This is a genomic window from Sphingosinicella sp. (assembly GCF_013911755.1).
Taxonomy (GTDB): Bacteria; Pseudomonadota; Alphaproteobacteria; order Sphingomonadales; family Sphingomonadaceae; genus Sphingosinicella.
Genome location: NZ_JACESP010000028.1, coordinates 1 through 12,800 on the forward strand (window position 1 = coordinate 1; position 12,800 = coordinate 12,800).

15 protein-coding genes are annotated in these 12,800 nt (G+C 66.1%); 11 read left to right on the forward strand and 4 right to left on the reverse strand.

Annotated features, from left to right (window positions below; translation table 11 throughout):
• The 7 genes from H2052_RS15845 to H2052_RS15875 all read left to right on the forward strand — a co-directional run.
• Positions 1–258: SufD family Fe-S cluster assembly protein (locus H2052_RS15845; protein WP_293783812.1), on the forward strand; the 258-nt coding region annotated here is incomplete at its 5' end.
• A 5-nt stretch (positions 259–263) separates the two neighbouring features.
• On the forward strand, positions 264–1,004 hold the full coding sequence (gene sufC / locus H2052_RS15850; RefSeq protein WP_121051633.1) for a Fe-S cluster assembly ATPase SufC: 741 nt from the start codon (positions 264–266) through the stop codon (positions 1,002–1,004).
• Entirely contained in the window at positions 1,001–1,753 is a 753-nt protein-coding gene (locus H2052_RS15855; protein ID WP_293783815.1) for a SufD family Fe-S cluster assembly protein, read from the forward strand. The genes sufC and H2052_RS15855 overlap by 4 nt, the downstream gene beginning before the upstream one ends.
• Complete coding sequence (locus H2052_RS15860) at positions 1,750–2,955, forward strand: cysteine desulfurase (RefSeq protein WP_293783818.1); 1,206 nt, start codon at positions 1,750–1,752, stop codon at positions 2,953–2,955. The genes H2052_RS15855 and H2052_RS15860 overlap by 4 nt, the downstream gene beginning before the upstream one ends.
• Positions 2,952–3,407, forward strand: coding sequence for an SUF system Fe-S cluster assembly protein (locus H2052_RS15865; protein WP_293783821.1), 456 nt, complete (start codon positions 2,952–2,954; stop codon positions 3,405–3,407). The genes H2052_RS15860 and H2052_RS15865 overlap by 4 nt, the downstream gene beginning before the upstream one ends.
• Positions 3,404–3,757 carry an iron-sulfur cluster assembly accessory protein gene (locus H2052_RS15870; protein WP_293783824.1) on the forward strand — a complete coding sequence of 118 codons (354 nt, stop codon included), beginning with the start codon at positions 3,404–3,406 and terminating at the stop codon, positions 3,755–3,757. Before H2052_RS15865 ends, H2052_RS15870 begins: the two co-directional genes overlap by 4 nt.
• Positions 3,758–3,780: 23 nt before the next feature.
• Positions 3,781–5,007, forward strand: a complete 1,227-nt coding sequence (locus H2052_RS15875) for a dipeptidase (protein ID WP_293783827.1) — start codon at positions 3,781–3,783, stop codon at positions 5,005–5,007.
• Between the two features lie 3 nt (positions 5,008–5,010).
• On the opposite strand, the gene H2052_RS15880 is transcribed toward H2052_RS15875, so the two are convergent.
• Positions 5,011–5,625 (reverse strand): NAD(P)H-dependent oxidoreductase, encoded by a 615-nt coding sequence (locus tag H2052_RS15880; protein WP_293783829.1) that lies wholly within the window; start codon positions 5,623–5,625, stop codon positions 5,011–5,013.
• A 93-nt stretch (positions 5,626–5,718) separates the two neighbouring features.
• Between H2052_RS15880 and H2052_RS15885 the strand changes: the two genes are divergently transcribed.
• Positions 5,719–6,657 carry a LysR family transcriptional regulator gene (locus H2052_RS15885; protein WP_293783831.1) on the forward strand — a complete coding sequence of 313 codons (939 nt, stop codon included), beginning with the start codon at positions 5,719–5,721 and terminating at the stop codon, positions 6,655–6,657.
• On the opposite strand, the gene H2052_RS15890 is transcribed toward H2052_RS15885, so the two are convergent.
• From H2052_RS15890 to H2052_RS15900, 3 genes are all read right to left on the reverse strand, one after another.
• A complete protein-coding gene (locus H2052_RS15890) occupies positions 6,654–8,282 on the reverse strand; it encodes a DUF87 domain-containing protein (RefSeq protein WP_293783928.1) in 1,629 nt (542 codons plus the stop codon). The two genes, H2052_RS15885 and H2052_RS15890, sit on opposite strands and share 4 nt — an antisense overlap.
• 123 nt (positions 8,283–8,405) lie before the next feature.
• Complete coding sequence (locus tag H2052_RS15895; protein ID WP_293783834.1) at positions 8,406–9,152, reverse strand: TIGR02186 family protein; 747 nt, start codon at positions 9,150–9,152, stop codon at positions 8,406–8,408.
• Positions 9,149–10,063: a sulfite exporter TauE/SafE family protein gene (locus H2052_RS15900; protein WP_293783837.1), complete on the reverse strand. Its 915-nt coding sequence runs from the start codon at positions 10,061–10,063 to the stop codon at positions 9,149–9,151. The genes H2052_RS15895 and H2052_RS15900 overlap by 4 nt, the downstream gene beginning before the upstream one ends.
• A 169-nt stretch (positions 10,064–10,232) precedes the next feature.
• Here H2052_RS15900 and ada point away from each other — a divergent pair, with 169 nt between their 5' ends.
• From ada to H2052_RS15915, 3 genes are all read left to right on the forward strand, one after another.
• Positions 10,233–11,315 carry a bifunctional DNA-binding transcriptional regulator/O6-methylguanine-DNA methyltransferase Ada gene (gene ada / locus H2052_RS15905; protein WP_293783840.1) on the forward strand — a complete coding sequence of 361 codons (1,083 nt, stop codon included), beginning with the start codon at positions 10,233–10,235 and terminating at the stop codon, positions 11,313–11,315.
• Positions 11,312–12,004 carry a 2OG-Fe(II) oxygenase gene (locus tag H2052_RS15910; protein ID WP_293783843.1) on the forward strand — a complete coding sequence of 231 codons (693 nt, stop codon included), beginning with the start codon at positions 11,312–11,314 and terminating at the stop codon, positions 12,002–12,004. The genes ada and H2052_RS15910 overlap by 4 nt, the downstream gene beginning before the upstream one ends.
• A 96-nt stretch (positions 12,005–12,100) precedes the next feature.
• The gene (locus H2052_RS15915; protein ID WP_293783931.1) at positions 12,101–12,790 is read left to right on the forward strand and encodes a MerR family transcriptional regulator; all 690 of its coding nucleotides are present in this window, start codon (positions 12,101–12,103) and stop codon (positions 12,788–12,790) included.
• The last annotated feature ends 10 nt before the right edge of the window (positions 12,791–12,800 follow it).

Here is a 12,800-nt window from a genome sequence, read left to right on the forward strand (position 1 = left end):
GGCTCCGAATGCGGCGCGCACACCGTGCCCTACATCGAAGTGAAGAACCCCTCGGCGCAGATCGAGCACGAGGCGACGACGAGCAAGATCAGCGACGACCAGCTCTTCTACGCCCAGTCGCGCGGCCTCGACCGCGAGGCGGCGGTGGCGCTCATCGTCAATGGTTTCGCGAAGGAGGTGCTCCAGCAGCTCCCTATGGAATTCGCCGTGGAGGCACAGAAGCTCCTCGGTATCAGTCTGGAAGGAAGCGTCGGCTGATGGCCATGCTCAAAATTGAAAACCTCCACGCCAACGTCGGCGACAAGGAAATCCTCAAGGGCCTGACGCTCGAAGTCGGCGCCGGCGAGGTTCACGCCATCATGGGCCCGAACGGCTCGGGCAAGTCGACGCTCGGCTACGTGCTCGCCGGCCGCGAAGGCTATGAGGCCACCTCGGGCTCGGTGACGTTCGACGGCAAGGACCTCCTCGCCATGGAGCCGCACGAGCGCGCCGCCGCCGGCTTCTTCCTCGGGCTGCAATATCCGGTCGAAATTCCCGGCGTCTCAAATCTCAATTTCCTGCGCACTGCATTGAACGCCCAGCGCAAGCTGCGCGGCGAGCCGGACGTTTCGGCCGCCGATTTCATGCGCCTCGCGCGCACCGAGGCGGATGCCTTCGATCTCACGATGGATCACATGAAGCGCGGCGTGAATGTCGGCTTCTCGGGCGGCGAGAAGAAGCGCAACGAGATGGTGCAGATGGCGCTGCTCGCCCCGAAGTTCGCGGTGCTCGACGAGACCGATTCCGGCCTCGACATCGATGCGCTGAAGACGGTCGCGGGCGGCATCAACCGGCTTCGTTCGCCCGAGCGCGGCTTCCTGCTCATCACGCACTACCAGCGCCTGCTTGACTATGTGAAGCCGGACAAGGTGCACGTCCTCTCCGGCGGCCGCATCGTCCGCTCCGGCGGGCCGGAGCTGGCGCACGCGCTCGAACGCGAGGGTTACGGAGAGCTGGCGGCGTGAACGCCCTCGCGCTCCCAACCCGCCGCGACGAAGCCTGGCGCTACAGCGACCTTGAGGCGCTCGGCGAGGTCTGGCCCGCCGGTGTCCAGTCCGAAACCATCGCCGTTCCTGCCGGCGAAGCCCGCGCGCTCACGCTCGTGGCAGACGCTGCGCAGCCCGTCTCGGTGCGCGACTGGACCGTCACCATCGCAGACGGCGCCCGCCTCGACATCCACATCCTCAACGTCGGCGGCGGCTATGGCCGCGTCGCGCTCGACATCACGCTCGGCGAAGGATCGCATTTCGAACTCGGCGCCGCGCAGGTCGCGGGCGGCAAGACCACGCTCGAAATCGTCACCCACGTCCGCCATGCCGCCCCGAACGCCACCAGCCGCCAGACCGTGCGCACCGTGCTCGCGGGCCAGGCCACCGGCACCTATCTCGGCAAGGTCGCCGTCGATCGCGGCGCGCAGAAGACGGACGCCGCGCAATCGGTGAAGGCGATGCTACTCGATCGCACCGCGACGGCGAATGCCAAGCCCGAGCTTGAAATCTTCGCCGACGACGTGAAGTGTGCGCACGGCGCCACCGTCGGCGAGCTGGACGCGACGCAGTATTTCTACCTCACCAGCCGCGGTCTGCCGCCTTCCGAAGCGCGGCGTCTGCTGTTGCAGGCCTTCCTCGCCGATGCCTTCGCGGGCATGGACGATGCAGAGGGGCGCGAAACGCTCGAAACCGCCGCGCTCGGCGCGCTGGAGCAGCTCGCATGAACGCGCTGACGCCCATCACCGTCTCGCGCCGCACGGATTTTCCCGGTGTCAGCGACTGGGCCTATCTCGATTCTGCCGCCACCGCGCAGAAGCCGCAGGCCGTGATCGATGCCGTCGCAGCCGCTTACGGCCCCGAGTACGCCACCGTGCATCGCGGCGTCTACGCGCGATCGGCGACGATGACCGAGCGTTTCGAGGCGGCCCGGAATACCGCCGCGCGTTTCATCAACGCCGCGAGCCCGAACGAGATCGTCTTCGTGCGCGGCGCGACCGAGGCGATCAACCTCGTCGCGCAGACGTGGGGGATCACTCTCAAGGCCGGCGACCGCATCCTGCTCTCGCGGCTGGAGCATCACTCGAACATCGTGCCGTGGCAGCTTCTCCGCGACCGCACCGGCATCGAGATCGACGTCGCGCCGCTCACCGCCGATCACCGTATCGACGAGGATGCGCTGGAAGCGATGCTCACCTCCGCGCACAAGCTCGTCGCCGTCGCCCACGTCTCGAATGTGCTCGGCTCGGTCGCCGATATTGCCCGCATCGCCCGTGCCGCACACGCTGTCGGCGCGAAGCTGCTTGTCGATGGCTGCCAGGCGGTGCCGCGCATGAGCGTGGATGTGCAGGCGCTCGGCGCGGATTTCTACGCCTTCTCCGGCCACAAGCTCTACGGCCCCACCGGCATCGGCGTGCTGTGGGCGCGCGGTGACATCCTTTCGGCGATGCCGCCATGGCAAGGCGGCGGCTCGATGATCGAGACGGTGACGTTTGAGAAGACCACCTATGCGCCCGCGCCCACCCGCTTCGAGGCAGGCACGCCGCATATCGTCGGCGCCGTCGGTCTCGCCGCCGCCATGGATTATGTGTCGGTGATCGGTTTGGACGCCATCGACGCGCACGAACGGCACCTCGCGGGCCTCGCGCGCGCAGAGCTGCGCAAGGTCAATTCGCTGCGCCTGTTCGGGCCGGAGGATTCCAGCGGCATCGTCAGTTTTGCGATGGAAGGGGTGCATCCCCACGACATCGGCACCATATTGGATGAAGAAGGCGTCGCGATCCGCGCCGGGCATCACTGCGCCCAGCCGCTGATGGACACGCTCGGCGTGCCGGCCACGGCGCGCGCCAGCTTCGGTGTTTACAGCGATGAAAGCGATGTCGAGCGGCTGCTTCGCGGCATCGCGCGGGTGAAGAGGATTTTTGGATGAGCGAGGACACGCGGCCCTACACGGTCGAAAACGTCGACGCCGCGCCTTCGGCGCCGGAACGCCCCGTGCTTCAGGAAGCGCGGCGCAAGGCGGATTATCTCGAAGGCTTTCTCAGCCAGAAGCCCGCTGCGCCCGATCCCGGCGCTCCGGGTGGCAGCGTCTACGATCAGGTCATCCAGGCGCTGCGCGAAATCTATGATCCCGAAATTCCGGTGAACATCTACGATCTCGGGCTCATTTACGGCGTCGACATCGTGGACGATCACGCCGTCGTCACCATGACGCTCACAACGCCGCACTGCCCCGTCGCCGAATCGATGCCCGCCGAAGTGGAAATCCGCGTCGGCAGCGTGCCCGGTGTCGGCTCGGCAGAGGTCAACCTCGTCTGGGATCCGCCGTGGGACCCGCAGAAGATGTCCGACGAGGCGAAGCTGGAGCTTGGAATGCTATGAGCACAATCGTCCGCGAACGCCCGGCGCCCATCGCGCTCACCGAGAACGCCAACGCGCGCATCGCCGCGATGATGGCGCGCGCGCCTGAAGGCACGCTCGGCGTGCGACTGTCGACGCCCCGGCGCGGCTGCTCGGGCCTTGCCTACAGCATCGATTACGTCACCGAGGCGAAGCCGGGTGACGAGCGCATCGAAACGCCCGGCGGCACCCTGTTCGTCGATGGCGGCTCGCTGCTCTACCTGATCGGCAGCCGCATGGACTGGAAGGAAGACGATTTCACTGCCGGCTTCGTCTTCGAAAACCCGAACGCCAAGGGCAGTTGCGGCTGCGGAGAGAGCTTCACCGTCTGAGGCTTTGCGGTTACGAAAGCGGGATGAAAACACTTCGTGTCGCTTTCGCCGCCGCCCTCCTTGCCACCACCGCCCACGCCCAATCGCTGCCATCCGCGGTGCCGGCACCCATCGTCGATGGTCACAACGATCTGCCGTGGGCGCTGCGTCAGGAAAACGGCAGCCGTACCAGCGACTTCGATTTTCGCAACCTGCCGGAACGGCTGCGCGGCAAGGTCGTCACCGATTTCACGATGATGAAGGCGGGCGGCGTCGGCGGCCAGTTCTGGTCGGTTTACGTACCCGCCGATACCGAAGGCCCCGAAGCCGTTCGCCAGACGCTCGACCAGATCGACATCATGCAGCGCCTGATCGACGCGAACCCGTCGATGCTCGTCAAAACCAGCACCGTCGACGACTTCGAGCGCGCCATGAAGGCGGGCAAGATCGCGTCGCTGTTCGGTGTGGAGGGCGGCCATTCGATCGGCAATTCGCTCGGCGTGCTTCGCCAGTTCCACGCGCTCGGTGCGCGCTACATGACGCTGACGCACGGCAAGACGACGGCGTGGGCCGACAGCGCTACCGATGCGCCCAGGCACAACGGCCTCGCCCCCTTCGGAAAGGAGGTCGTGCGCGAAATGAATCGCCTCGGCATGCTCGTCGATCTCAGCCACGTCACGCCGAAGGTGATGCACGACGCGCTCGACGTGAGTGCCGCACCGGTTATCTTCAGCCATTCGGCGGCAAAAGCCGTGCAGAATCGGCCGCGTAACGTGCCGGACGACGTGCTCGTTCGCCTCAAGGACAATGGAGGCGTCATCATGGTGTTCTTCGCCGAGGATGCGGTGGCGGAAAACGTGGCGGCGTGGAAACGCGAGCAGGCCGCGCAAAAGGCGCGGCTCGGCTACGATCATCCGGACCGGCCGGATCTCGTCGAGAAGGGCCTCGCCGACTGGCGCGCGGCCAATCCGCAGCCGCACGCGAACGTGGCGCTGATCGCCGATCATATCGATCATATCCGCAAGGTGGCGGGGATCGACGTTATCGGCATCGGTTCGGATTTCGACGGGCTTTCGAGCTACCCGCAGGGGCTCGGCACGGTCGCGGACTACCCGGCGCTGTTCGCCGAATTGCAGAAGCGGGGCTATTCGAAGGCCGATCTTGCGAAGATCGCCAGCGGCAACATCCTGCGCGTGATGCGTCAGGCCGAAAAGGTCTCGGCCCGGCTCAAGGCTGAGCGCGGGCCGAGCGAGGTGGGGTTTACTGGCTAAACGCTACGCAGCCAGCGCGAACCCTTCTGCACCGAGTTTTTTGAGTTCATCGGCCGCAGCGGCGATCGATTCCGTGCGCGCTTCGGGCGAAATCGCCAGGCGTTCGGCGCGGACGAAAGTGATGTCGGTGATGCCGATGAAGTTCAACATGGCGCGGATGTGCGGTTCCTGCGCGTCGAGCGCCTTGCCGTCGCCTTCGCTGTAGAAGCCGCCGCGCGTCTCGACGACGATGACGCGCTTGCCGGAAAGATAACCGACAGGCCCTTCCGCCGTGTAGTGGAAGGTCACGCCGGCGCGCAGCACGCGGTCGAACCAGCTCTTGAGGTTCGATGTGATGCCGAAATTGTACATCGGCGCGCCGATCACGAGGACGTCCGCGGCCTGAAGTTCGGCGATCAGTTCATCGGAAAGCGCGCGTTCGGCGGTGGCTTCCGGGCCATCCGCGCCGCTGAAACCGCCGAGCGTGGTGCCCGAAAGATGCGGTAATGGGTTGGTGCCGACGTCGCGGGTCGTAACGTTTGCACGCGTTCCCAGGGTGGTGAGGAAATCATTGATGAGGCCCCGCGACGCCGATGCGTCGCCGAGTACGCTGCTTTGCACGACAAGAATATTCTGCATGGGTCTGGTCCTTGTTCTCGGTTGCAGACCCCTAGCTAATGTGCGACCGGTGTTGCCGATAGCGCAGCAACACGAACACCGGAGTTGCATGAAATGGAACAGTCGAGCGACCTTTCCGATATCGCGGCGCTCGTCGCGGTCGTCGAAACCGGCAGCTTCAGCCGCGCTGCGGAGCGGCTCGGCATCTCGAAGTCGATCGTCAGCCGCCGCGTCGCCCGGCTTGAAGCCGCGCTCGGTGCACGATTGCTGACGCGCAGCGCGCAGGGCGCGCGGCCGACCGATGTCGGCGTGGACTATTTCGGCCGCGTGCGGGAGGCGATCGCCGGTCTTGAAGCCGCGCGCGATGCGGTTGCCGCGGCGATGGCCGAGATCGCGGGGCCGATACGGCTGTCCGCACCGCTTTCGTTTGGTCTCGCCTATCTCGCGCCCGTGCTCGCCGAATTCGCGGCCGCGCATTCGCGCGTCGAGTTCGACATCGCTTTTGACGACCGCCGTGCCGACATCATCGGCGAAGGGCTCGATCTGGCCGTCCGCATCGGCCAGCTAGCCGATTCGACGCTCATCGCGCGCAAGCTCGCCCCGATCCGCGCCGTCGCGATTGCGAGCCCCGCCTATCTCGCGCGGATGGGAACGCCGTTGCATCCGCGCGAGATCGCGGATCACGACGTGCTCCAATATGCGAATGTCGCCCCCTCGGAAGCCTGGCGGTTCGAAATCGACGGGCGCAGCGAATATGTGAAGGGCCGCACACGGCTCCGTGCGAACAGCGGCGAGATGCTGCTCGCGGCGGCGGAAGCCGGTCTCGGCATCGCCATGCTGCCCACCTTCATCGCTTCCCCGTCGATCGCGAAGGGAAGCGTCGAGATCGTGCTCGCCGACTGGGCACCGGCTGAAACCGGCCTCTATGCCGTCATGCCGCCCGGCCGCAGCGCGACCGCGCGTGTGCGCGCGCTTGTCGATTTCCTCGCCGCCCGCTTCGGCCCCGAACCGACGTGGGACCCGTGCTGGCGGGCGATGAAAGAGGTTCGTTAGCCGCGACCCTGCCCGCGCCAGCGATGGATGGTGCGGCTGAGGATTCCGGCTTCGTCACCTTCCTCGGTCCAGAGCTGGCTGAACAGTGGATCGTCCGATGCGGGGCGAAGCTGCGGCGCGAGGTCGTCGAGCCGGACGCGGATCGGGATCGAAACACCCTCGCCGCAGATGATGCATTCGCGGTTGCGGAGCGCCGGGATCGAATCGAGGAAGCCGCGTGCGCCTTCCGGCATCGCGTTGCGCACGTACATCTGGTCGCGTTCGTTGTTGAGACGCATGGAGATGATCGTGCCGCACTGCGACAGCACGCCTTCGGCAAGGTCCGATGGGCGCTGCGTGATAAGGCCCAGCGAAACGCCGTATTTACGGCCTTCCTTGGCGATGCGTTCGAGAACCTTGCGAACCGCGACGCCCTTCGTCTCGCGGTCTGACGGCACGTAGCGGTGCGCCTCTTCGCAGACGAGCAGGATCGGGCGTTGCGGTTCACGGCGTGCCCAGATCGCATAGTCGAACACCATGCGCGCGAGCACCGCGACCACCACGGTCACGATGTCGGAGGGCACGCCCGACAGGTCGACGATCGAGATCGGCTTGCCTTCCGCGGGAAGCCGGAAAATCTTCGAAAGGAACGGCGCCATCGAATCCGAAACGAGCAGGCCGTTGAACATGAATGCGTAGCGCGGATCGCCCTTCAGCTCCTCGATCTTGGTTTTCAGGCGCATGTACGGGCCGAGATCGCTCGCCTTGTCGAGCTTGCCCATCTGCGCGTTGATGGCGCCGAGCAGGTCCGAAAGCAGGTAGGGCACGGGCGAATCGACCGTCATCTTCCCGAGCGATTCGGCGATCCGGCTCTTGGAGCGTGCGGCGAGCAGGCACTTGGCCAGCACGTCCATATCCCGCTCGCGCTCGGCACCGTCGGTGGTGATGAAGACCTCGCAGTGCTCCTCGAAGTTCATCAGCCAGTACGGCAGGTTGAGGTTGTCGACGTTGAAGATCATGCCGTTCGAGCTGAACGCGGCGGCGTATTCGCCGTGCGGATCGAGCATCATGATGTGGCCCTTGGGCGCCTTCTCGACGATGCGGTGCAGGATCAGCGCGGCGCTCGTCGATTTACCCGTACCCGTGGAGCCGAGCAGCGCGAAGTGCTTGCCGAGCATCGCATCGATGAGCAGTGAGCCCCGCACGTCCTCGGTGGGGTAGACGGTGCCGATTTCGATGTGCGGGCGGTCTTCGGCGGCGAACACGAGCACGAGGTCGGCGCGCGAGACGGTGAACACATCGTCGCCCGGCACGGGATAGCGCGTCACGCCGCGGCGGAACGCCTTCATCGATCCGGTCGCGGGGTCTTCGGGGCCTTCGCCGAGGAAGTCGATGTGCGAGAAGATGGTCGCGCCTGCCTCGTCCATGCGCATGTCGCGGACGTTGCCGAGCAGCCAGAGGTCGCCGACGCGCATCTTAACCTGGCTGCCGACCTGCCCGGACATGGCGACGGTCGTGTCCTCGTGGCCGGTGATCGCCTTCAGCTGCGTCGGGTCGAGGCTGCAGATCGCGGAGCCGCCGGCGATCTCGCGCACGCGGCCGATCACGCACGTGCTGGGCAGGCTTGCGGCCTTCTGGGGCTGCATGAAGACGTTGTGACCATCGGCCGACGACGCGCTCACCGGCATGAACGACTGATCCAAGACGTACTCCTTCACTGCGATAAGGCTTTGCCGCAGCGGTGTAACAGCGAAGGGATAAAGAAGCGTTTATCGCCGCGTGAAGAGCCCGGCGGTCCAGCCGAGCAGCAGCGCCAGTACGACCGCGAGCATCCCGTAGGAGAAGCTGTGCTCCTCGGCAGCGACGGAGACCTGCCGCTCGAAGCCGGATTTGTCGATGCTGATCTCGCGCATCGCGCTCGCCACCACCTTGCCCTCGTCGATCAGGTGGATTTCGACCGTGTAATTGCCCACGGGCACCTGGCTCGGAATCTGGATGCGGGCGCGGTAGAGCACGTTTTCGGTAAGTTCGACTCCCTGCGCATCATCGGAATACAGACCCTCGCGGCGGCGCAGGCTGAGAAAGCCCTGCTCGAACGTGCGAATATCGCTGGCATCGCTCGAAACCGGCGAAAGCTGCAGGTGCGAGAGGCCCAGCTCGTAGATCGCAGCCGTCTCGTCGTTGACCAGCTTCGAAATCGGGCGCGTCGTTGCGACGCTGTAGAACGACGGCGCCGTCTCGAAGCGCACCGCGCGCGTGTTGATCCAGATGCCCGCGACGCGCGCCTTGCGCCGCACCGTCACCGCCTCCGGTGGTCCGCGCACGATCACTGCGATGTCGGGACGCTCGTCGGGCGTCTGCCCGCCCGGATACTGGATCGCACCGAAGATCAGCAGTTCGGCGCCCGCGAAGCTGTAGACGATGTCGATCTTGCTGTGGCTGATATCGGTGATCAGCCGCGGCGGCGCCGCCGCCGACAGCAGCAGAAAGAATAGGGGCAGCCAGAATCGCTTCATTCGGCAAAGACCGAATAAAGCTCGCTCGGCGTCCACGTCAGGCCGACAAGCAGGCGGATCGCCACCGCGACGACGAGCAGCGCGAGCCCGAATCGCAGTTTTTCGGGCGGCAGGCGCTGCGCCATGCGCGCCCCGATCTGCGCGCCGATGACGCCGCCGACCAGCAGCATCAGCGCAAGCACGATATCGACCGTTTTCGATTGTACGGCGTGGAGCAGCGTGACCACGGCGGTCGTGAACACGATCTGGAACAGCGAGGTGCCGACCACGACCGAGACGGACATGCCGAGCAGGTAGATCATCGCCGGCACCATGATGAAGCCGCCGCCGATGCCCATGATGAAGGTGAGGATGCCCACAGCCACGCCGATGCCGAACGGCGCAAGCGGGGAGATGTAGAGGCCCGACTTGTAGAAGCGCATCTTCCACGGCAGCGCCGCGATGAACGGGATGTGCGGGTGCAGCTTCACGCGGCGGATTTCACCGGCGCGCGCGCGCCGCAGCGTCTGCCACGATTCCACCAGCATCAGCCCGCCCATCGTCGACAGGAACACCACGTAGATCAGGGAGATGGTGATATCGATCTGGCCGATTTTCTGGAGCAGCTTGAACACGTAGGAGCCGATCCCGGAGCCCACGATGCCGCCCGCCACGAGGACGGCACCCATCTTGAGATCGACGCCGCCGCGCCGCCAGTGCGCGAGTGCGCCGGAGACGCTCGATCCGGTGATCTGCGTGGCGGACGATGCCACCGCGACCGCGGGCGGAATCCCGTAGAAGATCAGCATCGGCGTGGTCAGGAAGCCGCCGCCGACGCCGAACATGCCGGACATGAAGCCGACCAGCACGCCGAACCCCACAATCACCAGCGAATTGACGCTGAGTTCGGCGATCGGGAGATAGATGTCCATGCCGTCCTGACTAACCCAGCGGGGAGTCGCCCGCCACCACCTTTGCTGCCAACATGCGCCTGTATCGAGACAAAATTTGGGCCGTGCGTATCGCTGCAAGGATCGGAACGTCTGCCGCTTCCGGCTCGCCTAGCTTGCGGGCCTGTCCGAAAAGGAGGAGCAGAAGATCATGGAAACGGAATTGGCCGATCAGTCGCAATTCTGGGATGCCGTCGTGCGGCGGGATCGCGCGTTCGACGGGCGGTTCGTCTATGCCGTGAAACGGTCGGGGGTCTATTGCCGCCCGTCGTGCCCGGCGCGGACGCCGAAGCGCGAGAACGTGCGCTTTTATCTAAGCGGTACGGCTGCCGAGGCGGACGGCTACCGGGCGTGCCTGCGCTGCCGCCCCGGCGCGCTCGAGGGGCGCGATCCGGCGGCGGAGAAAATGGCATCGCTCGCCCGTTATATCGAGGCGCACGTCGACACGCCGCTGCCGCTCGCCCACCTCGCGGAGATCGCGGGGCTCAGCAGCTTCCAGGTGCAGCGGGCGTTCACGGCAGTGATCGGCGTCAGCCCGAAAGCGTTCCAGATCGCGCTCCGGATGAAGCGGCTGAAGGCGAGCCTGAAGGAGGGCGACGGTGTTGCCGGCGCGATCTTCGAGGCCGGTTTCGGATCGACGAGCCGCGCCTACGAGCGGATGGACGGCCATCTCGGCATGACCCCTGCCGCCTACCGCGCGGGCGGCGCAGGCGAGACGATCGCATGGGCGTGCCGCCCGACCGGCCTCGGCCTGCTGCTGATGGCGGCCACGATGCGAGGCGTTTGCGCGGTCGATTTCGGTGACGATGAAAGCGCCCTCGTCGCGCGGCTGCGGGCCGAATTCCCGCGCGCCGACATCGCGCCCTCGGATGCCGCCGCGTCGCCGCAGCTCGATGCCTGGATCGATGCGCTTCGGGCGCATCTCGCGGAAGGCGCGCCGCATCCCGATATCCCTGTCGATCTGCGCGGCACGGCATTCCAGATGAAGGTCTGGCGCTTCCTGCTCAGCGTGCCGCGCGGCAGCGTCGTCTCTTATGCCGAAGTCGCCGCCGGGATCGGTGCGCCCAGCGCCGTCCGCGCTGCGGCATCCGCCTGCGGCGCGAACCGGGTCGCCGTTCTGGTCCCCTGCCACCGTGTTCTGCGCGGCGACGGCGGGATCGGCGGTTATCGCTGGGGCGTGGAGCGGAAGCGCGCGCTTCTGGACGCCGAGCGGAAGAAGGGCCGTGCGGCATGACGATCGCGCTCGACTGGAACGCGCTTGAAGCCATGCTGGAGGAGCGCAGTTACGCAGTAACGCCGCCGCTGCTCGATGCCGACGCCTGCGCTGCTTTGGCGGAGAGCTTCAACGACGACGCCGCGTTCCGCAGTACCGTGGTGATGGCGCGGCATGGTTATGGACGGGGAAGTTACCGCTACTTCGCCCACCCGCTGCCGCCCGCCGTCGCGTCGCTGCGCGAGGCGCTTTATCCGCACCTCGCACGCATCGCGAACGGCTGGGCGGAGCGCCTCGGCCTGCCGGCTGACTGGCCGCCGACGCACGCGGAACTCATCGAACGCTGCCGCGCCGCCGGGCAGATGCGGCCGACGCCGCTGCTGCTCCGCTACGGACCCGGCGACTACAACTGCCTGCATCAGGATCTTTATGGCCCGGTACATTTCCCGCTGCAGGCGGTCGTTCAGCTCGATCGACCGGGGGTGGATTTCGATGGCGGCGCGCTTGTCATCGTGGAGAACCGGCCGCGCCGTCAGTCGCGCTGCGAGGCGGTGCTGGCGCCGCAGGGCGCGATCACGATCCTGCCGGTGCGCGACCGTCCGCGGCAGGGTCCGCGCGGCGCGTATCGAACACAGCTGCGCCACGGCGTTTCCAGCATCGAACGCGGCGAGCGGCGAACCCTCGGGATCATCTTCCACGATGCCCTATAGGGCAGAACGGCGACCCTATCAGATTTTGCGTATGACAACTCCGTAAAATCTGATAGCTTCCGAGTCGCGCTCAGGAGGGAGATGCACGGCGTGCGTATGCGCGAACTTGAACGGCTGACGGGCGTGGGGCGGGAAACCATCCGCTTCTACATACGCGAAGGCCTGCTTCCCGAACCCGATCGTGCGAGCGCGAACAGCGCTTTCTACAACGACATGCACGTCGCGCGGCTGAAGGCGATCAAGCGCCTGCAGGAGGAACGCTTCCTGCCGCTCGCGATCATCCGCACGCTGCTCGATGGCGAAGACGGCGACCGCTGGCTGCACGCCGACGCTTTCCCCGATCTCGACGCCATGCTGCGCGCCCGGCTCGATACCGGCGGCGAGGGCGCGACGCTCGAAGAGCTTGCCGCCCAGACCGGCTTCACGATCGAGGAGCTCGGCCGCGTGGTGGAGGACGGCGTGCTTTGCCCCGATCGCGATGGGCGCTTCGGGCCTCGTGATCTCGCTGTGGCGCGCTGCCTCAAGGAGCTGAAGGCCATCGGCTTCACCGAGGAGCGCGGCTTTATCGGCAGCGGCGTCCTGTACGCGCAGTTCGTCGAATGGCTCGTGGGACAGGAGATGCGCCTGTTCTTCGAGAACACGGCGGGCAAGATCAGCGACGAGGAAGCGCTGACCATGGCCGAGCGCGGCATCTCCACCATCAACGAAATGCTGAGCCTGATGCGGACACGGGAAATCCTCCGTCAGCTGGAGGCGCGGCGCAGGATTGCCAACGATAACACATGATCCATTGGGA

Excerpts from the sequence above, each read along its gene's own strand:
- H2052_RS15910 (WP_293783843.1), top strand. The coding sequence starts at position 11,312 with ATGACGATCGCGCTCGACTGGAACGCGCTTGAAGCCATGCTGGAGGAG.
- H2052_RS15895 (WP_293783834.1), bottom strand. The coding sequence starts at position 9,152 with ATGAAGCGATTCTGGCTGCCCCTATTCTTTCTGCTGCTGTCGGCGGCG.
- H2052_RS15890 (WP_293783928.1), bottom strand. The coding sequence starts at position 8,282 with ATGCAGCCCCAGAAGGCCGCAAGCCTGCCCAGCACGTGCGTGATCGGC.
- H2052_RS15865 (WP_293783821.1), top strand. The coding sequence starts at position 2,952 with ATGAGCGAGGACACGCGGCCCTACACGGTCGAAAACGTCGACGCCGCG.
- H2052_RS15875 (WP_293783827.1), top strand. The coding sequence starts at position 3,781 with ATGAAAACACTTCGTGTCGCTTTCGCCGCCGCCCTCCTTGCCACCACC.
- H2052_RS15885 (WP_293783831.1), top strand. The coding sequence starts at position 5,719 with ATGGAACAGTCGAGCGACCTTTCCGATATCGCGGCGCTCGTCGCGGTC.
- H2052_RS15915 (WP_293783931.1), top strand. The coding sequence starts at position 12,101 with ATGCGCGAACTTGAACGGCTGACGGGCGTGGGGCGGGAAACCATCCGC.
- H2052_RS15870 (WP_293783824.1), top strand. The coding sequence starts at position 3,404 with ATGAGCACAATCGTCCGCGAACGCCCGGCGCCCATCGCGCTCACCGAG.
- H2052_RS15860 (WP_293783818.1), top strand. The coding sequence starts at position 1,750 with ATGAACGCGCTGACGCCCATCACCGTCTCGCGCCGCACGGATTTTCCC.
- sufC (WP_121051633.1), top strand. The coding sequence starts at position 264 with ATGCTCAAAATTGAAAACCTCCACGCCAACGTCGGCGACAAGGAAATC.
- ada (WP_293783840.1), top strand. The coding sequence starts at position 10,233 with ATGGAAACGGAATTGGCCGATCAGTCGCAATTCTGGGATGCCGTCGTG.
- H2052_RS15900 (WP_293783837.1), bottom strand. The coding sequence starts at position 10,063 with ATGGACATCTATCTCCCGATCGCCGAACTCAGCGTCAATTCGCTGGTG.
- H2052_RS15880 (WP_293783829.1), bottom strand. The coding sequence starts at position 5,625 with ATGCAGAATATTCTTGTCGTGCAAAGCAGCGTACTCGGCGACGCATCG.